Genomic DNA, 19,891 nt, shown 5'->3' on the forward strand with positions numbered 1-19,891 from the left:
CTAAAAGCATTTACCCACACGCCATAGCATCGACTACTGAAAAGCCGTACCGCTTGGACTGAGTACTCCCGTCGACATCAGGCATGCTCGGCAGCGGCTACGCCTATCGGCAGAATTTCAACGCTGTGGTCAGTAAGGACAGAGGCGTGGTTTGTGTCTGGCACCGATGAGGAGGTACTGAATACAAAATTGTCGGCAGAAAGCGTATCCCGGTAATTACCCTCCAGTGCTACCTCGAACCGATGGCCGTCACTGTCCACCTGGTTGGACTGCACGTAGGTACGATCGGTAGTGGCGCTATACCCCAGTTTCAAGGTGCCGTTATCACCGTTGCCGAGCCCGGTGAACCCCAGGGCAGACACATCGATACGGTCCACTGACACCAGAAAGTCGTCACCGATCAAGTCTGAGGCACCATGGTAGCTGTCGCTGATCTGCTGGTACACGAAGGTGTCGGCCCCACTTTCGCCATACAACTGGTCACCGCCGCTGCGGCCTATCAGCACGTCGTTACCGGTACTGCCCCGCAAAGTGTCAAAGCTGTCGCTACCCACTCGACGACCGTCCAAGAAGCCACTGGGATCGGGTGTCGAGGGTGCCAGGATGAAGGCGTCGGCGTCGGTCGACCGGCCATCGTTCACAAAACCGCTCGTGAAACCGCTCATGAGCAGGGTGATCGCAAAGCGGTTTCCGGCTTCGTCGGCATCAAGGGATTCGATCGTGGTCAGTCCTGTATTGCGGTCATAGGACTGGGTCAATGTGCCGTGGTGGCCATTCCCGATACCAGTGAAACCTAGCGCAGAGACGTCGATCAGGTCGCCTTCTCCTTGGCTGAAGTCCATCAGCAGGTCAACGTGACGAGTACTGTCAGTATCGTTGACGTAGCTGTCGCTCAGTGCCTTGTAGACGAATGTGTTGTGGCCGTCCCCACCCGTCAGCCGGTCAGCGCCAATATCGCCTTGCAAACGATCGTCGCCTGGGCCGCCGTAAAGCGTATCGTCGCCTTTGTGGCCTACCAGCAGCGCACCGCCTACACGCGCAGTGGTGAACGTATTGGCATAACCGGTGCCGTCCCAACGGTAATAGAAGTTGGTGCTGTTAAGGCTACCTTGATAGTCGCCGCTCAGCGCCAGCTTGAACCGGTAACCATCGGCATCGGCATCCAGGCTTTGCAGGTAGGTAGTGTCATTGCTGCTGTCATAGCTGAGCTGCAGTGTACCGTAGTAGCCGCTCCCCAGGCCCTTCAGGTGAAGCGCGGTAAGGTCCAGTTGATCGTGAGCCGCATCGAAATCCAGGATGCGGTCGTGAGTATCGCCGGCCGTGCTGGCGTAACTGTCCTGCCGACGGGCATACACAAACACATCGTCGCCCGCGCCGCCGGTGAGGCGATCCGCGCCTTGGCCCCCGTCCAGCATGTCATGGCCAGCGCCGCCGTCCAGCACGTCGCGGCCGCGGCCCGCGTGCATCAATTCGGCGCTGGGCGTGCCCACGAGGTGGTCAGCGCCGTCGCCGCCCAGGAACGTGAACGTGGTTTTTAGCGAGTTGCTGGTCACATGGTCACGATCACTGATCACCTGCCCTTGCTGCGTATGGCTGATGACGTTGCCGTAGAACAGGCGGAACTGGTCGCTATCGGCGGCATAACGATCGTCCAGGCCGTAAGTCGATTGGTCGCTACCTACGATAACGTTGTCCACCAGGTCGTAGTATGTGTCCGCAGCGTAGGTCTGCCCTTGAGCGTTGGTGAAGGTATCTACAAGGATCTCTGCGGCAGCACTACCCTGGGCATTATCGTGAATGTAGTTCTGGTAAACCGGCGTATAGTAGGTGCCGAGCAAGGCAACGCCTTCTTTCCCGTTGTCATAGATCTCGGTATGGCTCACACCCATGCCCTTGATGCCCTGTAGCTGAATACCAGCCCCGCCGTTGCCGTGCACCCTCCCTCCGACAATGCCCCCGTAGGTATACACCAAGTCCGTCTCCAGGCCGGTCAGTATGATGCCGTTGCCTACATTGTCGTACGCATCGTTATTGGGGAATGTAAAAACCCCGAAGTAATCAGAGTAATCCTGGCTCGCTTTCAGATCGAACCCGTCACCGCCGTTCTGATAGGCCTTGTTGTCGCTGAACGTGATGTCATCCCGACGGACCTGCTCATCTTTAAATTGGGTGGCAAAGCCGTCGCCGTCGTTGTCATGGGACAGGCTGTCAAATACATATCCAGCAGTGGTGAGCGCCTGGGCACGTAGCCCGTCGCCACTGAAGTTCTGAAACTCAACGCCGGCGACGTGAAAGCCTGCGGTATGTGCTGACTTATCGGTCGCGCTACCAGTGACAAAGCCGTCAACCGTTCCGCTGGTGTTGGCCTTGTTGCCGTCCAGGGTCAAGTTGCTGATGGTTATTTCTGTGGTATTGAAGTGTGCAGCGGTGTGGATCAGTCCCGCCACGTCATTACTGGAACCATCGGCCAGCTTGAGCGTGGTGAGCCCCATGCGTTCGCCGTTGAGTGTCACATGGTTCTTCAGGGTCAGGCATCCACCATCACTGTTGGGGCCACTGACAATATAGGTACCATGAGGCAGGTAAACCTCGCCGCCTCCCGCCTTCGCAGCGGCATTGATAGCTTTTTGAATGGCCAGGGTGTCATCGCTGACGCCGTCACCTTTGGCGCCGTAGTCGAACACATTGAAGATCGTCGTCATGAACGATTTTTCCTTGAGAAGATAGGAGACACGGCCGCTCGACTACGAGCTGAACGGAAGAAAGCCAGTCCAAAGACTAGGGCATTGGCCTCCGGTTCGCTTCGTGTGTTCGTGCGTTCGGTGGCGCACTGGAAAGCCCCTGATGACAGGCCCGAAGCGCGGCCCCTAACGTGAGGCGATTCATTCATCTGGATTGAATGGTTGTGGCGGAGCGTTTCAACACCAAGGGCTCCGCCCTTGTCATCCTGCAACGGCCGCGTTGACCTCGGGAGCGCGGGGCGATGAAGCCACCCCACACTCCTGCGGTAAGCCTTTTCGGGTCGGGGTGCCGTCAAGTGTTCGCTTCGCCCGTGCTTCCGTTCGCCGCGACCATGGAGCGCGTCACGACGAGCCGGGAGCACGGCACCTGACGTGGCCAGTTCCGCGGTGGTCGGTGGGTGGGGGACGGCTAGCGGCTGAACACGAATTCCAGCTTGGCTTCGTGGTTGAGCTTCAACGCGGCGTCGAAGGACTTGCCGGTCTTCTTGCTGTGAAAGCCCTTCAATACGCCGGTCTTGCCCTTGGTCAGCAGGGTTTCGATCTGGCCGGGGGTGAGCATCTTGCCGCTGACCTCTGGGTACAGCTTGAAGGCGCAACCACGACAACCAATCACACGCGGCGTCACCGCGAGGTCAGTGCCGCACATGGGGCACTTGGCGTTCAGCACAGCCGGTACCGGCTTGGCGGTGCCCTGCACGTTGCCCAGGTCCACACCTTGCACCTGGTCGGCAATGAAGCGCTCGAGCTCGTCCAGGAACGCATCCACGGTGAGCTCGCCGGCCTCGATCATCTGTTGCTGTTCGTGCCAGAGCGCGGTCATATCTGGCGTAGTGGCAATCGCCGGCAACGCGGCGATGAACTCCAGGCCCAGCGGGGTGGGGATCAGCTTTTTCTTCTCGACTGCGTAAAAACCGCGTTCCTGAAGCTTGGCCAGCATCGCGGCGCGGGTCGCCGGCGTACCGATACCGCCGTTTTCCCCTTTCTTGCCGTGGTCACGGGCGATCAATAGCTGCTTGATGCGCGGGTCTTTTACATACTTGGCCACGCGCTGTAGATCCTTGAGCAACGTCGCTTCCGTGTACAGCGGCAGGGGCTTGGTTTTCTCCTTGGCCACCGTGATGCCGTCGCAGCGTCCCGTGTCGTCGGCCTTCAGTGCCGCCAGGGCATCGAATGGGCTTGCGGCGTCTACGTCCTGGCCTTCCTCGTCGTCTTCGCGCTCCTCGGCTACCTGTGCGGTCCAGCCGGGGTGGGTCACTTTGGTGGAGCGGGCCACGAAGGCGTGCCCGCTCACGTCAAACCGTACCTCGGCGCTCAGATAGCGCTTCTCTGGCAGGAACTGGGCGACGTAGCGCTTCACGATGGCCAGGTACACGGCGCGTTCATCCGCGCTCAGCTGCGCCAGGTTGATCTTGACCGCTGTTGGAATGATCGCGGTGTGGGCCGACACCTTGCTGTCATCAAAAGCGCGGCTTTTACGCTCGGGCTTCACCTCGGCGAACATCCCGGCCAGGTCCGGCAAGGCCTGGCGCAGCAGGCCCAAGGTCTGCGGGGCCTCGGCAAACTGGTCGCTGGACAGGTAGCTGCAATCGGAGCGGTTGTAGGTGATGGCCTTGTACTTCTCGCGCAGTGCCTGGGTCAGTGCCAGGGTCTTTTCCGCATCGATGCCGTGCGCCTTGCTCATGTACACCTGAAGGTCCAGCAGCGCGAACGGCAACGGTGCCGGCGTCTGCTTTTCCTCCACGCGGGCCTCGATCACGCTGGCGGGCTTGAGCCGGCAGGCGTCGGCCACCTGGTTCGCGTAGACCTCCTCGATGATCCGGTTCTTGTCGTCCACCGGCGCATCAGCGGCTACCACCAGGCGCGCCTGAGCGCGATGGCCATCAAAGGCGAGGCTGGCCGCGACGGTGTAGTAAAACGCGCTGGCGTGGTGCTTGTTGGCCAGGTAGCGGTTCACGATCAGGCCCAGGATCGGGGTTTGCACGCGGCCGACCGACAGCACGCCTTTGACGCCTTTAGCCTGGCCGGCCAGGGTGCAGGCGCGGGTCATGTTGAAGCCGTACAGCTGGTCGCCAATACTGCGGGCCAGCGCCTTTTGGTACAGGCCGAAGAACTCCCGGTTATCGCGCAGGCCCGCCAGGGCCTTGCGGGCAGCGTTGGCGTTGAGGTCGTTGATCAGGATGCGTCTGACCGGCGCGGTGTTGCCAAAATGCTCCAGAACTTCATCCACCAGTAACTGGCCTTCGTCGTCCGGGTCGCCGGCATGGACGATTTCCGAGGCGCGACCGATCAGCTGCTGGACCGTCTTCAACTGGGCCTGCGTGCGCGCAATTGGCTGGTACTTGGCCGGGCGCAGCTTCAGCGGCAAGTCAGCCACGTTCCAGGCCTTGTAGGCGGGGTTATGGGCCTCGGGCGGGGCCAGTTCGAGCAAGTGACCGATGCACCAGGTCACGATGTCGTTGCTGCCACACTCAAAATAGCCATCCTTGCGGATGACCGTGCCCAGCGCTTCGGCAATGACCTGGCCCAGCGCGGGCTTTTCCGCGATAAATACGCGCATGGTGTTCTCCCTGTTTTGGCCAGGGCTTAGCCCCGGACGGTGCCGAACTTGGCGTTGATCTGCTGGGTGTAGCTGCGGTCCGCACCGGGGCAGCTGTTGAGGTAGCTCAGGCGGGCCGTGGCCGTCTTGCCCCATTTGATGTTCCCGTGCTTCTTCACCAAGATGCTGAAGTAGTCCCGCTCGGCGCTGCTGCACGCGCTGCCACCGCTGTTGCCGGTGAGCTTGCCGAACATGCACAGCACCGATTTGCAGGCGTCGCCGGCGAAGGCGGGAGCGCTGCCAAACAGGCAGACGGCGAACACGGCACGCACCAGTTTTTGGCCGCGACCAGGCACAGCACAGCCCTCGGCCTGACCTGGGCGGTCAGCCGCGTGTACGGATGGTTTCATGTGGAAGTTCCTGAAGGCGCAGGGCGCGCCGGTCAATCAAGGGGGGTTCAGAGGGGCATTCAATGCTGGGCCAAACGATAGTGGCGATATAGAATCGCTGCTTTTAGGCGGCCAGCATGAGAATCATCACGAACGTTCGGAAGAATCGGTCTCACCTGCCGGAAGTGCTCCGGTTGATCGCCAACCATGACGAGGTGGTCATCTGCTCAGGCTGGATGAAAATGTGCGGGCTATCAGAGGTTCTGCCAACCCTGGACCTTGCTCTGGAGCGTGGGGCCTCGATATTGGTTTTCACCAACGAAAGGCACACCGAGACGGATTGTGTCGCTGCGCTTTCCCAGAGGCCGGGACTCTTGCACACCAACATTCCCGCGCCTGAGTATTTCCATTCGAAGCTGTATTACGGACGCCGAGGCGATCACTTCATGGCGATCATAGGTTCGGCAAACGTGACGGCCGGAGGCCTATGGAAAAACGAGGAGCTATCGACCCTTATTGAAGGAAGCGTGAGCGACCCACTCCATGCTCAGCTTTCAACGTACCTCGGCGCTCTGCCAGCCCTCATGCCGGCACATTGAGGTAGTCGCTAGTAGTTACCGCGCAAGGATCACTGGTTGCTTTGCGAAGCTGCCGCGCTTACAGCGCTTTCGACGGCAAATGACTGGTTTGGGGGCTCCAACGCTGCTGTTGCTCGGCGCGCAGCGGCTGATCGTCCGACAGGGCCACCTTGGCTTCGACCGTGCGCACCGGCACGGTCAGCGCATCGATCTTCGAGGCGTCTCCGATCGGCAGCGGCGGCGGCGTCATGTTGGCCCGCGACTTGAACACCTCTTCCTCATAAAAGAAGATTTTGCGCGACAACACCTTGATCGGCTCCGTTTGCTTGGTGCCCTGGATGAAAATCAGCTGCTTGTCATAAGGCAGTTCGTTGACCTCCTGAGGCAGCATCAGGGGCCGCGCCTGCTCGCTGTAGCTGTCCGTCTGTCCCCGGTTTTTCATGTCCCGCTTGTTGAACGACTGGTTCTGTACGCGCACGGTGGTGTTGCCCAGGCGCTTGCTGTATTCCTCGGCCAGCTTGATGTCGCCGGGCGCGAACACGATTTCGTTGTGAATGGCCTTCATGATGCCGTTGGCCGCCTCCTCGCCGTAGGTGGCCCGGATCTGGTCCTTGCCCTGGAAGATCAGGAAGAACCGCAATCCGGCGCCTCGGGTCAGTGCCGGCGCGGTTTCCATGATTTCCATGCGGCCCATGATGGCGAACTCATCCATCAGCAAGGCCAGCTGGTACTTGAGCCGAAGCGTACCGTCCGCGCAGTGCCCGCCCTGCTCGGGCAGTACCTTGGAGTTGAGCCGGATCGCTTGGGTGAAAAACAGGTTCATCAGCGGGCCGTATTTTTTCAGCGATCCCTCGGTCACGCTGAAGTAAATGGTGGTCTTCTCTTCGCGGGCCTTGGCAAAGTCGATGTCGTCACCCGACACGGCCCAGGCCACGGTCTTTTCGGCGTACACCGACAGCACGTCGCGCACGATATCGACGGTGGTGGACCAGCCGCTGCTCTTGTTCTTCGACGCTTCCAGCACGCCGTTCAGCTCGCGCAGGGTTTCAACACTGAGTGCATGAGGCCCACTGCCGCGGTGCTCGATGACCTGGTGAGCCCACACGCCGATGCCGGTCCCCAGCGCGCCGATTTCGTAGGCCTGGGGCAACGAGCAGGGCATTTCCGGGGTTTCCATCAGGTACAGCAGGATGGCGGTAAAGACGTTGCCGGCCTTGTTGTACCACTCCTGGTTCTTCGGGTTGTCCGAGACGAACAGCACGCGGGCCAGGGTGCGAATCTCCCCCAGCCGGTACAGCGGATCGCGGCTGATAGCACTGATGGGGTTCCAGCGGTGCGTTTCCAAGCGCTCCGGCGAAAAACGGAACACCTTATGGCCTGCCGAGGCCCGAAAGCCTGAAGTGATGTCCCAGTTTTCGAATTTGGGGTCGTTCACCACCATCGAATCGGGGTAGCTCAGCAGGTTGGGGATCACAGCCCCGACGCCTTTACCCGTGCCGGGCGGCGCGGCCAGCATCACGAACTGTTGCCCGTAGCTGGCCAGAAAGGTGTCCTTGGTGGGGTGCTTGCCCAGCAGAAAGGCCGGGTACTCCTCGATCCGCCTTTGCGGATTCGAGGGGCTGACGGGTTTGGCTTTGGCCATTTAGCAGCTCCCTTTTTATTTGCTGGTGTTCTTGTATTCGCCGGCGTACTCGAACTGGCGAAGCTCGCGGTTGTTGGCAAAGCGCGCGTCACCGTGAAGCGTTGTACGGGGTTTGAGCTGGAAGAAAATAGCCAGCAGCGCAGCGCCTGCCGGCAGGAAGGTCAGCCCGACCGTGACGCACCAAGACCACGGCAGGTACAGGACGCGCTTGTCATTCCAGGGGATGGCGCGCGCCTGCCAGAGCGTGTCCCAGGACAGGCCGGCCAGTGGCGCATGGGTCAGGTGCAGGAACAGCGCGCCGCCTGCGTACAGGCCGATCACGAAACACACGGCCATCAGGAATAGAATGGACAGCAAGACTTTCCACCACATACGCGCCTCCTAGGCTGCTATCGCGTGCTTGCCGCTGAGCAAGGCCAGCTTGTGTTCAGGCTCGTAATGCACCTCCAAGATGTGCGTCCCTTCCATGTACACCACGACATCAAACGATGTGCGCACCAGGCGCTCGATGTAGTCATATTCCAGGCCCTTGCCAACCTCGGACTGCTTCACCAGGCCGCACACGCGGGCATAACCCGACGCGCTGTCATTGGCGTGCGCAGTGGTCACGGTGCCCTTGGTGCCGGTGTTGAGGATTTCGATGAAATGCCACACCTCGTCGCCGGTGAGTTCGGCTAGGAACAGGTGGTCAGGCTTCATCCGTAGCGAACTGGCTACCAGTGCCTTGGGGGCCACCACATGGCCGTAGAACAGGTGGACGTGGTTCGGGTGATAGGGCAGCTGAAGCTCCCTCACTTCCTGGATGGTGATCATCCGGCGCTGCTCGGGAAACAGGTCCATCAGCGATTTGCCGAAGGTGGTCTTGCCGGAGCCTGGACCGCCAAAGATGATGATGTTCTGGCGGTAGGCCACAGCCTGCGGGAAGAACCGTCCCCACTCACGCGCCTTGTGTGCGGTCTTCATTTGCACTTGCCACGGGGCCAGGTGAGCCCGTGGCGCGGCGATAGCCTGGGCACGCTCGAAGCGGCCACTGTCGATGTAGTTCTGAAGCGTGAAGCGCTCCAGCGAGGGCTTGCGGAACGTCATGGATAGCGTGCCCTTTTCACACGCCGGGGCCATCACGATCTGGCCACGCTCGCCGCCCGGTAGCTCCACGGTATGAATCGGCGAGTGCGCCGATAGCTCGCGGTAGTTCAGGGCGCACAGGGCGTTGGCCAGCCTCCAGCACAGCGTATAGGTGAGCCAGGGCGCGTTCTCCCGCTGCCAGCCTTCGGGGCCGTCCACCCAGATTTCATACGGCCGGTTGATGGCCACGTCCGTAGTGCCTGGGCGGTTCAGCCGCTCGGTCACACCGGACTGGTCCAGGAAGTCCAGGACCAGGGTGTCTTCGGTCAGCACGCCTGCTTCATCAGGCAGCAATAGCGAACTCATGAATTCCCCTTAGCGGTTCTCGAAAACCGGCGAAAAATCGATGTCGCGGGCGACGATGACGGTGATTACGGTGCCCGGCAGGACGTGTGCGGTGTCGGGAATGTTGATGGTGCTGTCCAGCGCCTTGTTGGCCATGCTTTCCACGTTCTGCTCGCTGTTGTTCACCGTGTAGCCGCTTGAGCTTTGCTGTGTGCTGTTCGCTGCGGCCTGGAGCGCGTCCTGGATGAACGACAGCATCACCGCACCGCCGTAGCGCTGGAGGTAGTGGTGATCGATCCATGCTTCGGTGCCGCTGGCCCCCAGGGGGCCGGCGCCCAGGCTGTTGATCTGGGCGCGCACGCCGGATTGGGTTTCGATTTCGGTCCAGGTGGTGAACACGCTGGATTGACCGCGACCAACCTGTACCCGCTGCTCGCCGGTGAGCTTGTCGCCGGCGTCGGCGATCACCGTGCTGCCATCGGCTGAATACAGCGGCTCGGTCAGACGGCAATCGACCATGCCCGGATGAGTCGAGATGATTTCCGTGTACAGCGCGCAGCGGGTGTAGGTGTTGTGCGTGACCAAATACTTGCGCGGCGGAGCCAGGTACGCCTTGGCCGAGGCGAACCCCGTACCGCCAAGGTCGCCCAAGCTGCCGCGTGTTCTCGATGACGCATCACCGCCTAGTGGGCCACCTAAGCCGGCTTGGCTGTCAGCCAAAAGCGACGGCGGTCGAGGCGACTGCTCGCCGCCTTGCGACGGTTGCGAGCTACCAACGGCGCCATTGGCTGGACCGTCATCCGACTGCACGAACATGGCCGGGTCCAGCTTGCGTTGCCGGGCCGTTATCACCGGTGGCTGAGTCTTGTTGCTGGCTCCAGGTGCGGCCTGAGAGGCAGGCGCCTGGAGCGGTTGCTCCGGGTTCGCCTTGGCTTGCTGCTCGCGGGCCTGGCGCTCTCTTTCGGCGCGGGCCTTGTGTTCCTCCTCGGCAGCCTCGGCGCGCAGCTTGGCCATCTTGGCCTGGCGCATGCTGTCGTCGTCGCCTTGATCGACGTCCAGGGTGGCGTCCCTTTTGACGTGGGTTTCGTCTACCTTGGTGCTGCCCTGCTTCATCTTTGAGATGAGCATGGACCAGCCACCGATCACCACGACCAGGAACACCACGACAATGGCACCGATGCCCAGGTACAGCCGCTTCTTGTCGGTGGCTACGGCCTTGCGCTTGGTGCGCACGTCGAAGGCGCCTCGGGCCTGGGTGCTGGCTGCGCCCGGTGTGGCTTCAGCCGTGCCGTTAGGCTCAGCCGGGCTGATGCGGTCTAGCTCAGGCGAATGATCCGGGGCCTGGGTGTCGTCATTGTTCTGCATGTTTAAGCTCCCGCATCTCGCCGGTCGTGGTCCCGTTGAAGTTGTACCCGGTGTCTATCCGGGTCTTGGGTCGGGCTTCCACGACCATCTTGTTCAGCCGGAACCGGAACAGCTGGCTGACGCCATGCACCACGACCACGTTTTGCTCGTTGTGGGTGTTGGCCAGGGTTTCGGTGCCATCGGGCAGCACCTGGTACAGCACCGGGCGAGGCCCGCTGCCGGCGAAGCGGAAGCAGGTCAGCATGCCGTTGTCCCAGCCTTCTGCCGGGGCAATGGAGCGGCTGGTGTCGTCCGAGCGGCGCTGGTAAGGGCCGTTCTGTACGGAGCCGACACAGGGGTTGCCGGGGTCACGGCGGACCGCCGCGGGCTTCCTGGGCGCTTCGGGGTAGGTGAAGCGCAGCGCGTAGGTCATGTCCTCGGTGCGCTTGACCAGCTTCAGTTCCAGCAGATAGGTATGCCGGTTGGTGTTGATGACCAGGTTGGTGTCAGGCTCAAGGTCCGTGATGGGCTTGATCAAGACCAGGTTGCCGGCCTTGTTGGGGCCAATGGTCCAGGCCTTGGGATCGCCCGAGGCCATTAAGCCGGAATCCTCATTGATGGTTTCATTGGCCGGAAACTGAACCAGCGTCGTGCGGCCTATCGCGGTCTGCACGCGGTACACGTTATCCGGGCTGTACACAGCGGTCTGTACACGCGGGTCCAGGGTGGAACCCATCCCGACGCTCTCGGCATGTGCGTGTGAATCGAATGCCAGCAGCACCGCTGCGAGACTGAAAGCGAGCCTTTGATGCGGGGCCCGTGTCATGATGTTATTTGCCACGAGACACCCCCACTTCCTGGGTCATGGTGTACGCCTTTACCCCAAAGCCTCGGGGGTTCAGCCACTGGTCGCCGGCCTTCTTGGTCGGGTTCCTGTAGTCGTAGGTGACCGTCGCAATCCAGGTCGCAGGGTCCAGCTGCGGATCGGGCACGCCGTTGCGGTCCAGGACGGTCTTGGTGATGCGCACCTGGGCGGTGCCCTGCCCGTCCTTGCGGTCCAGGAAATTGATGTTGTTCAGGTCGGTGCGGATCTGGCGGTTCAGGCCCAGCACGGACAGGTAGCCCTTTGCGGAGAGCTGGAAGTTGCGGTAATCCGCAAAGGTCGCGTCGTAGGACATCAACTTGACCATGCTGAAATTGGCGTCGTTGCTGGAAAAGTTGTAGCTCTCACGGAAGCGTACATAGCTGGCCAGCCAGAATTCGTCGTCGATCTGCTCAGGCGACTTGGCCTTGCTGACGGGCTGAACCACGTCGGTGAAGCCGGAGTTGTTGTCTACCCGTACCAGGTAGGTTTCCACGGTCTTGAGCGGGGTCAGGCCGATCACGGCACCGACCGACATGAAAGCCAGCGCGCCAAACACATAGTTCAGGCGTGTCGCCCGTTGTGCCTTAGCCCGCTCATCAGCGGCAATGTTCTTTTCGAAATACCGCGCCGCGTGGAGGTACGCCTGTTCGGTCAGGCTGATGTCCTGTGCGGTCGCAGCATCGAGGCTGGTACGGGCGGCCAGCTGCCGCTCCTGCTCGATCACGTCCTGCTTTGACTTGCGTCGCTTCATCATAAAATCACCTAAAACCTGGGCTTGAACACACGCTGCGCGGGGATCAGTTCGCGGAGCATTTGGAATCGCTAGGTGGGGTTACTGCGGGGGCCTCGGGGACCGGCGAAGCGGCGACCGGACGCGGTTTGCGCCTGGCGGGCCTGCGCACGGTGAGCGGCGGCGCTTCAGGCGCGGCGCTGGCCACCAGCTGCTCCAGTTCTGCCGTGGGCGGCGGCGCCACAGGGGCCGCAATCACGGCCTGCCGGGGCGTCGGCGCGTGGGTAAAGGGCATGTCCTCCCAGTCTCCCGAAGGCTCGGAAAGCTTGGGTGCAGAGCCACAGCCCGTCAGCAGGGCAGCCGAAAGCAGCCCGCTCAAAGCAAGTTTGAAATTCATGATTGGATACCTGGTAGAAGCGAGGGGTGCAGCGATAGCGGGAGAGGATGACCGATTAGAACGCTGCTTTATTGGATATTATTTCTACTCCTAACCTTTGAAATGACTTTTGCCCCCATATTTCGAGCGGCCCTGGCACCGTTCATAGCAGCGCCAAGGCCGGAGCCTCTTGCAATAATTCCCCCCACACCGCCTGCTGATACGGGCGCGCCACCCATTATTGCTGTGGCGTATCCAGGCAATTCGGTGGCAAGGACCGTAAAGGTTGCGAAATATATGAGCATGGTAACATTACCAACAAGACTGGTATCTATAGCACCATTACTTATTATGACCGTATTAATGAACGCAATTTCGAGTGCAAGGACTACGGAAAAGAGAACCTGAGTCAACATAAACCCTGCAATGATGCATACCCATCCCCAAAACCACTGCTTTGTTTGATCAAACAAGGCGAAGGCTATAAACACGGGGCCTAACGCCAAAATAACCGTAGTGGCCACCTTTAATATTATCAACGTCCCCACAGCCATTAACAGAAAAGGGATTCCGCCTATCAGGTACAAAACTAATGCCTGCAAACCCAAATAAGCCGCCTTCAAGGTGGTAAGCGAAAAACTTAAAGAATCATATATTTTCTGTAGATTCTCACAATAACTTATAATCAAGGCGTCGATTTGTGTAACTTGGCTTCCTTCTTGTCCTGAAAGCACTCCTCCCATCCAGGTAGGAAGCCCAGTCACAAAAGGAACAATGGTCTGTATGTACCAATCCACGTTCCATGCGACCCCAGCAATGAAAGCCATTTTAGCGATTTCCATAACTACTTCTTGAAACGCTATATTCATACCTCGATAAAGCCAGAAAATACTCTTGAGCGTAAAATTAAGTAGCCAAAAAGTCCCGAAAAGCGCTCCAACCCCAAGCATTACCTTGGCAGTACCACTGCCAAGGATGCCGGCTAGGGAGCTGTCTACTGACTCATACAGATTCTGAGCAACATGAAGCTCCATAGAGTTCACCTACTGAGATTTTTTAAAAACCTTATCTTCCATAGATACTGTGTCCCCTTCTAGTCGAAGGGTAACGGTTCCAAGAGAAGCATGTACAAGCAAAACAGTATCGGACTCAGCGACCGCCTCAAGCTTATTAACCTCTAGCTTTTTCCCCATTACAGGATCGGGGTAGCTGAAGTCGATGTGATATGACCCATCAGTATGAGAGATATCAAGTGAAGAACGCGATGCGCTTCCTTGGCCTTGCCAATGACCAATAAAATCTTTCCCTTTTTCTTCCCCACACCCTGCTACCAGGAAGAATGCAGCTAACGAGAGGACATTTAAAATCTTTGGCATGTATATCTCCATATTTATTTCTAATCATAATCAGGTCGAGCGGAGGTTTTTCCACTCATATAGTCTTCAAAAGACTGACCTCGATTTACGTTTTCCATTTTTTCTTGTTGCTGTTGAAGCATCTGCATGTTCGCCAATCGCATCTGCTGGTTCTGCTGTTCCAACAGCTCTTGCTGATAGCGCAACTGAAGGTCTTCTTTCTGCTGCGGGGTTTGGACTCCATTGAGCTTGGCGCGCAGCTGCTCAGCATTGCTGACCCGCTCTGTAGTGGCCTTATAATTGCGCTCCAGTGCATCCATTGCTGACAACATCCGATCAAACTTGGCCTGAACGCTGGCATTATCAGAGGTCAAACCGTATCGGTCACGCAAACTCGCAATATTCTGCGCCGTGTCGTAGACATCGGACCATTCCCCGAGGGGCAACACCTTGTTCACGGACGGGTTATCCAGGAAGGCCCCTAACTTGTCGTTGCCGGTCACGATGCTCTTGTAATTGTTGTATTGCTGCTCGACCTGGCGGATACCGTCCTTGGCGGTATTGAGCGCTTCCAGGGCCTGCTTGGCCTGGGCCACGGCATTGCTTTCCAGGATCGCGGCGGTCACGGCATCCAGGGTGGGTACGCCAGTAACCGCGAGGGCAGGCACTGCGCTGGCCAGTAGGACAGCGCTAAGCGCGCAGGCAATTGCGTTCTTTTTCATGACAGGGCCTCGGTGTGGTGGTGTTCCTGGGCGGCTTTCCACGCCGTCTGGAAGGCTGGCATCCAGCGTTCGGCGTCCCGCGTGTTCAGGCTCTTGCACAGCCGCTCGGCCTGCTCGAAGGCGGGTATCCACTCGGCGGGGTCTTCGGTGTTGAGCCACTGCCTTACCGCCTCGGCCACTAGGAACGGCCCGACCCATACCTTGGGGTCGATGGTGTTCAGGTGCTTGCGGACGCGTTCGGCCACGGCCAGGTTCTTTTGCGTGGCGGACAGCAGCGGCAACCAGTATTTGAGCGCGCCGGTGAGCTCCATTTTCAGCTTCACCGTCTGGTGACCTTGCTGCACCATCATTTCCCGACTCAGCGGCTGCATGTCCTTGACGGCTTCGAACACCTTGCCGGTGACGCCGAATTTTTCGTAGCTCTCGGCCTGGGCTTTGCGGTTGGGTAGCCACACGGGGGTAACGACTTGCTGAATGATCGCCGGCGCGTAAGGCGTGTTAAGCGCCTGCTCCGGGTACTGGGTATCCATCATCAGAATTTCACCGCGCATCCGGCCGCTCTGGAGCACTTCCTGAATGGCGTCCGCCGTACTCTTGAACGACAGCGGCACCCAGTATTCGGCCATGATGTTGACCAGCAACGAGCCAGGCCGCGCCTGGTGCATCTCGCGCTTCATGTAGAACAGCACGTTCAACAACACCTCCAACACCTCGGGGTGTTTCTCGGCGTACTCCTTTTTCAGCAGCTGCGTGCAATCGAAGGCCAGGCGCCGGTAGCTGTGCGCGTCGAAGCGATTGAGGGGCGAGTCCAGCACCCAGGCGTATTGTCCTTCCCGGCTCCCGGCCAGGCGGCACCACTTCGAAAGGCGCGTGTGCAGGCAATTGCCGCCTCGGTGTGTGATGTTTTGCAGCAGCAGCGACATGCCGCGGTAGCCCACGTTGCTGTGCTGCATGACGGCCTCGACCGAATCCTTGATTTCGTCCTGTTCCTCGTCGCTGGTCCTGTCCTTGCCGCCGGCGCAGGCCAGCACCAGGTCGAACAGCATCTGGCGAAGCCCTACGCTGTCGCGGAACTGGAACGGGTTCACGCCGGTAAAATGCCCCGGCTGCAAGGTGTAGTACTGCGTATCCAGCGCGCACAGCAGGTTCTTCAGTGACTCGTTGTAGTCGATGCAAAAAATCATCGGATTGAAGCGGCTGAGGAACGTCAGCACCGTGGCCTCTGCCGTGGTTTTGCCGACGCCGGTTTGCCCGGTGAAGGCCGCGTGACCGGGCAGCAACTCGCCCAGGTTGTTTTGCCCGGGCGGGCTGTCGTGCAGGTTCAGCAGGTACAGCGCCTTGTTCACGGTCAGCAACGGCATCAGGCCGGTGCCGTCGCCAATGGGGTTGCCCTTGGCCTTGCCGGTCGGTGTCGCGTGCAGGGAAAAGCCGCAGGCCAGGTTCTCGGTGGACTTGATCATGGGGTACAGCGCATCGGTCGCACCGGGAAACTGCGTGTACCAGGTGTCGATGTTGCTCATGGTGGAACGCACGAATGTCGCGTCGTGGACTGCAAACACCGACGCCATTTTCGAGCCGTTCTCGATGGCCTCGTCCGGGGTTTTGCCGAACACGACCAGGGAGGCGTAATAGCGTCCGAACGCCTTATCCCCAAGGATGATGGCCTCGATGGCGTTTTCCAGCTCCAGCGATTGCCTGGACTCCTTTTCCACGGAGCCCAGGTCCGCAATGTGCCGCTTGAATTTGCCCTTGGCCACGTTGCGGTCCTCGAATAGAAACGACTGCACCAGGGTGAATTCGAATTGCTGCTCGATGGCCTCGTCCCACATGCCTGGATAGCTGGAACCGGGGTAGTCGCGCAGGTCATAGGTCGTGGCGAAGCGCTGGCCACCCCGGTTGGGCCGGTTCTCGACAAAATCGTACTGGGCAAAGCTGGTCACGCTGTCGATCACCGCGTCACCCAGGCGGGTGTCGCTGACCAGGATGTCTTTTTCGTGACCGTTGAACAGCAGGCTGTAGTAGCGGCCCATCTGCGAAAAGAGCGCGCCGTGCGCGTTCTCCTCGATCCCCATGATGGCCGGGTCATAGTCGGCCAGCATGGTTTCGCTGAGCGTCAATAGTTCGCTCATGCGCTGGATGCCTTCATCGACCTCGCGGTACTTCAGAATCAAGGCGATGCTGTAACCGACCTGGTAGAAGGTGCCGTCCCGGAACGGAGCGGTGTACGCGTCCACAAAATCCTGCAAGGCCGGCAGCGGTAGCGTGTACTGCGAATCCAGCTCGATGCCGGTCTTGGTGATGTAGGTTTGCAGCATCAGGTTCTTACCTTCCTTCTTGCCCATGGCCAGAAAGAAGCGGTTGAGCTTATGAAACAGCCCAATGAGTTCGTCATTGCTGCGCGTTTCGTGCGACACGCCCTTGAGCCGGATCAGGCTCACCAGGCGATTACCGGGCAGGGTCACCATGTGTTCGTGGACCGGGTACCGCAGCAGCGGCACCTTCACTTCCGGGGGCATAACGCTTCTGTGAAAATCGCGCGCCATAGAATTCACTCCATTGCGGGTTGAACGGGGTCAGCAACAACGGCTTGCCGTAGCTCAGGCCCAGCTTCAGGCGCCGTAGCCCAAAGCGGATACGGCGCAGGTACTGGGGATCAATGAGGCCGACAACCCTCAAGGCGATGAGGGCGATCAGAAAGGGCGCGGCGGCGATCAGCCCCCACACCCAGGACAGCAGGGTGGTGGCGGCAATGCCGCACACCAGTCCCCCCATCAGGAGCCCCACCATCGGCATGATGGGAATGCTCCAGAACATCGCGGGCCGGCTCATCCCGTTGTAGCTTTCGAAGGTCAGTTGCTTGAGTGCTTCGTTACCGGCCATAAGCGCTCCTGGTCAGGCCGGCTCGCCGGTGCCGAAGACCTGCCAGGCTGCAGCGCCCAGCACCATGGTGCCGCCGACGACGACCAGGACACCGACTTGTTGCAGGTAGTCCATGAAGGTGTGGGACCGGTCACCTGTGGAGCGGGCAATCATCCACTGAATGCCGGACCACATCAGGCAACCCAGGCCCAGGGTGCCGCCCAGGGCATACAGGGCCAGCCGGATGTTGGTGCCCCAGGTCTGCAACGTCTCTTGCCAGTCAGCCGAGGCAAAGCCCGGCATACAGGCCACGGCTACCAGCAGAATGCACAGCTCGGTTTTGTTCAGGGCAAGGCTTCGCTTGGTCATCATTGAGCTTCCTTAACGGTCGGGGAGGTTTCTTGCGGGGTTGATGCGGGAACGGCGGAAACAGCGGGTGGAGCGGGTGGAGCAGAAACCGGGGCGGGCGGTGGATAGCGTGGGTATTGCCGAAGCACGTCCCAGCTTTCGTACACCGGCTGCACGGTGGTCACGGGTTCAGCGATTGCGCGCTGTAGCCGGCTTTGCGCTGGCTGAGCGCCGCCTTCCAGGGCCGGCACGGTGATGTCTGCGTTGGCCAGCACACGCTGAACGTGGCTACTGCCGCCAAAGTCGGCTTCGGCCTGGAAGCCGCGTGTGAGGTTGCCGCTGTAGTAGCAGGAGATGGCCTTGCGCAAGGCCCCTTGCGGGTCAGGGTCGGCTTCACCGGCGGCGGTGTAGCAGTCCTGCAGAAGCTGCGCGGTCATGCGCAGGTTGGTGCAAGGCTCGAATATGGTTTCGGGGTGGGTGACATCGAAGTGCTGCCGGTTGATCTGGCCCAGGCCGATGCTGAAGTTGGCGCCCTCCCCTACCAGCTTTTTCACCGTCAACACCGCTTCATCCAGGCTTTGCGGCTGATGCGGCAAGGCTCCGCCCACGACCCCAATGGCCCAGGGATTGAAGGAGGATTCTGTTTTGACGATGGGAGTAAGCGTGGCGGGGTGTATCGAGGGGGCGCATTGCATAGCCAGGGCCAGGAAGGCACTGGTGGTGAGCATTGCGGTTTTTCCTTTGCTGCGAGGAGGGAGAGATTTCCCAAATGGCCTACCTGTAGGACATTTGGGAAACCCCTCTCAATCCAGAAGAACTGGGAATCGAGAGGAGCTACGTAACTGACTTCGACCGCGACCGTCTGTCCGCCGAATAACTCGTTTGGGGCTTTACGCTGCGCACCCTGGGCCAGTTGCCAACCCTCTGAGCCGTCGAGGCCGACTCATCGCTGCCTTGGAAAGGCCGGTGTCTATCCGGCACAATTCTGCGCTTTACGCAGAACTAAGGCTGCATTATGCGCAGAGCTGGTTCTGCGTCAAGTGCAAATTGGAGCCAAAAAAAAGCCCGCTAGGCGGGCTTGGTGTTGAATGAGGGGATTTGGGGGGCTGGCTGCTAGGTTTTGTACGAAAAGTATTGCCGCATACAACGTAGGCTGCAGGCCAGCGTGACCATGGCTGCAAAGCTTCTGGCTAGTTTGTCGTAGCGGGTGCCGATTCTGCGATTCTCTTTTAGCCAGCCAAACATCCGTTCTATGATGTTTCGCTGCCGGTATTTCGGTCGATCAAATAGCCGGGGCAAACCAGGCCTGGGTTTGCGCGGCATGGCGCGCAGTGGGATCACCGGCTGCATTCGGTAACGGTCGCAATAGTGACGCAGGTGTTCTGCGTCATACCCTTTGTCAGCCAGTAACCAGCGACAACGTTTGCGTGGTCGCCCTGGCTTTCCGGGAATGCGTACCTGCTCCAGCAGCGGCTGGGCTTGAGCGATGTCGCTGGCTTGTCCCGGCGAAAGCATAAAGCGTAATGGCACGCCATTAGCGTCGCAGAGCATGTGAATCTTGGTGGTCAGGCCACCTCGACTGCGCCCAAGGGCATGGTCTAGCGGTTCTCCAGGCCCCCTTTTTTCCCGGCGCCTGAAGAGGCTCGGGTTGCACGTACCGCAGTGGAATCGATCATCCAGGTGTCCAGATCGATCCGTCCTTCCTGATTCAGTCGAATGTGCAGACGCTCCAGTATCCGGTCGAATGTACTGTCGTCGCGCCAGTCACGGAAACGCTGATACACCGTTGACCAAGGCCCAAAGCGCTCCGGCAAATCGCGCCAGGCAGCCCCGGAGCACAGAATCCATAAGATTCCATGGAGTACCACACGATCATCACTGCGCGGGCGACCCATTTTCTGTTCTGGAGAAACCAGATCCTTGATCAATTCCCACGCTGCGTCGGGGAGTTCGTAACGCCTTGCCATGCGGACCTCCAGCCAATCATGGCGGCGAT

At 59.8% G+C, this 19,891-nt stretch carries 19 protein-coding genes; 1 reads left to right on the forward strand and 18 read right to left on the reverse strand.

Annotated elements, in window-relative coordinates; translation table 11 throughout:
• Positions 1-77: 77 nt before the first annotated feature.
• From LG385_RS24210 to LG385_RS24225, 3 genes are all read right to left on the reverse strand, one after another.
• Entirely contained in the window at positions 78-2,702 is a 2,625-nt protein-coding gene (locus LG385_RS24210) for a M10 family metallopeptidase C-terminal domain-containing protein (RefSeq protein WP_318781427.1), read from the reverse strand.
• Positions 2,703-3,150: 448 nt separating this feature from the next.
• On the reverse strand, positions 3,151-5,298 hold the full coding sequence (locus tag LG385_RS24220) for a type IA DNA topoisomerase (RefSeq protein ID WP_225776358.1): 2,148 nt from the start codon (positions 5,296-5,298) through the stop codon (positions 3,151-3,153).
• 26 nt (positions 5,299-5,324) lie between these two features.
• Positions 5,325-5,687: a TrbM/KikA/MpfK family conjugal transfer protein gene (locus LG385_RS24225; protein ID WP_225776359.1), complete on the reverse strand. Its 363-nt coding sequence runs from the start codon at positions 5,685-5,687 to the stop codon at positions 5,325-5,327.
• 116 nt (positions 5,688-5,803) lie between these two features.
• Between LG385_RS24225 and LG385_RS24230 the strand changes: the two genes are divergently transcribed.
• Positions 5,804-6,265 (forward strand): phospholipase D family protein, encoded by a 462-nt coding sequence (locus tag LG385_RS24230; RefSeq protein ID WP_225776360.1) that lies wholly within the window; start codon positions 5,804-5,806, stop codon positions 6,263-6,265.
• Between the two features lie 58 nt (positions 6,266-6,323).
• On the opposite strand, the gene LG385_RS24235 is transcribed toward LG385_RS24230, so the two are convergent.
• The 15 genes from LG385_RS24235 to LG385_RS24305 all read right to left on the reverse strand — a co-directional run bounded on the left by LG385_RS24235 (position 6,324) and on the right by LG385_RS24305 (position 19,862).
• Positions 6,324-7,886 carry a type IV secretory system conjugative DNA transfer family protein gene (locus tag LG385_RS24235; protein WP_225776361.1) on the reverse strand — a complete coding sequence of 521 codons (1,563 nt, stop codon included), beginning with the start codon at positions 7,884-7,886 and terminating at the stop codon, positions 6,324-6,326.
• A gap of 15 nt (positions 7,887-7,901) precedes the next feature.
• A complete protein-coding gene (locus LG385_RS24240; protein WP_225776362.1) occupies positions 7,902-8,258 on the reverse strand; it encodes a hypothetical protein in 357 nt (118 codons plus the stop codon).
• Positions 8,259-8,267: 9 nt separating this feature from the next.
• Complete coding sequence (virB11, locus tag LG385_RS24245; protein WP_413247396.1) at positions 8,268-9,317, reverse strand: P-type DNA transfer ATPase VirB11; 1,050 nt, start codon at positions 9,315-9,317, stop codon at positions 8,268-8,270.
• Between the two features lie 9 nt (positions 9,318-9,326).
• Positions 9,327-10,661, reverse strand: coding sequence for a TrbI/VirB10 family protein (locus LG385_RS24250; RefSeq protein ID WP_225776363.1), 1,335 nt, complete (start codon positions 10,659-10,661; stop codon positions 9,327-9,329).
• Positions 10,648-11,376, reverse strand: coding sequence for a TrbG/VirB9 family P-type conjugative transfer protein (locus LG385_RS24255; RefSeq protein ID WP_225776364.1), 729 nt, complete (start codon positions 11,374-11,376; stop codon positions 10,648-10,650). Before LG385_RS24255 ends, LG385_RS24250 begins: the two co-directional genes overlap by 14 nt.
• A gap of 94 nt (positions 11,377-11,470) precedes the next feature.
• Positions 11,471-12,259, reverse strand: a complete 789-nt coding sequence (locus LG385_RS24260) for a virB8 family protein (RefSeq protein WP_225776365.1) — start codon at positions 12,257-12,259, stop codon at positions 11,471-11,473.
• Positions 12,260-12,302: 43 nt separating this feature from the next.
• Positions 12,303-12,632 (reverse strand): conjugal transfer protein, encoded by a 330-nt coding sequence (locus LG385_RS24265; RefSeq protein ID WP_225776366.1) that lies wholly within the window; start codon positions 12,630-12,632, stop codon positions 12,303-12,305.
• Positions 12,633-12,700: 68 nt separating this feature from the next.
• The gene (locus LG385_RS24270; RefSeq protein WP_225776367.1) at positions 12,701-13,645 is read right to left on the reverse strand and encodes a type IV secretion system protein; all 945 of its coding nucleotides are present in this window, start codon (positions 13,643-13,645) and stop codon (positions 12,701-12,703) included.
• Positions 13,646-13,654: 9 nt separating this feature from the next.
• The gene (locus tag LG385_RS24275) at positions 13,655-13,987 is read right to left on the reverse strand and encodes a hypothetical protein (protein WP_225776368.1); all 333 of its coding nucleotides are present in this window, start codon (positions 13,985-13,987) and stop codon (positions 13,655-13,657) included.
• 20 nt (positions 13,988-14,007) lie between these two features.
• Positions 14,008-14,688: a P-type DNA transfer protein VirB5 gene (gene virB5 / locus LG385_RS24280; RefSeq protein WP_225776369.1), complete on the reverse strand. Its 681-nt coding sequence runs from the start codon at positions 14,686-14,688 to the stop codon at positions 14,008-14,010.
• Positions 14,685-17,231 carry a VirB4 family type IV secretion system protein gene (locus LG385_RS24285; protein WP_225776370.1) on the reverse strand — a complete coding sequence of 849 codons (2,547 nt, stop codon included), beginning with the start codon at positions 17,229-17,231 and terminating at the stop codon, positions 14,685-14,687. Before LG385_RS24285 ends, virB5 begins: the two co-directional genes overlap by 4 nt.
• Entirely contained in the window at positions 17,134-17,568 is a 435-nt protein-coding gene (locus LG385_RS24290) for a VirB3 family type IV secretion system protein (RefSeq protein WP_225776371.1), read from the reverse strand. The genes LG385_RS24285 and LG385_RS24290 overlap by 98 nt, the downstream gene beginning before the upstream one ends.
• Positions 17,569-17,580: 12 nt before the next feature.
• On the reverse strand, positions 17,581-17,919 hold the full coding sequence (locus LG385_RS24295) for a conjugal transfer protein (RefSeq protein WP_413247397.1): 339 nt from the start codon (positions 17,917-17,919) through the stop codon (positions 17,581-17,583).
• A complete protein-coding gene (locus tag LG385_RS24300; RefSeq protein WP_225776372.1) occupies positions 17,916-18,623 on the reverse strand; it encodes a lytic transglycosylase domain-containing protein in 708 nt (235 codons plus the stop codon). Before LG385_RS24300 ends, LG385_RS24295 begins: the two co-directional genes overlap by 4 nt.
• Positions 18,624-19,008: 385 nt before the next feature.
• Positions 19,009-19,862, reverse strand: a protein-coding gene (locus tag LG385_RS24305; protein ID WP_225772267.1) for an IS5 family transposase whose coding sequence is annotated in 2 segments (ribosomal slippage) — positions 19,009-19,514 and positions 19,514-19,862 — 855 coding nt in all. Because the reading frame shifts where the segments join, the coding sequence is not laid out codon by codon here.
• Positions 19,863-19,891 lie beyond the last annotated feature (29 nt).

This window comes from Pseudomonas sp. Marseille-Q5115 (assembly GCF_916618905.1).
Lineage (GTDB): Bacteria > Pseudomonadota > Gammaproteobacteria > Pseudomonadales > Pseudomonadaceae > Aquipseudomonas > Aquipseudomonas japonica_A.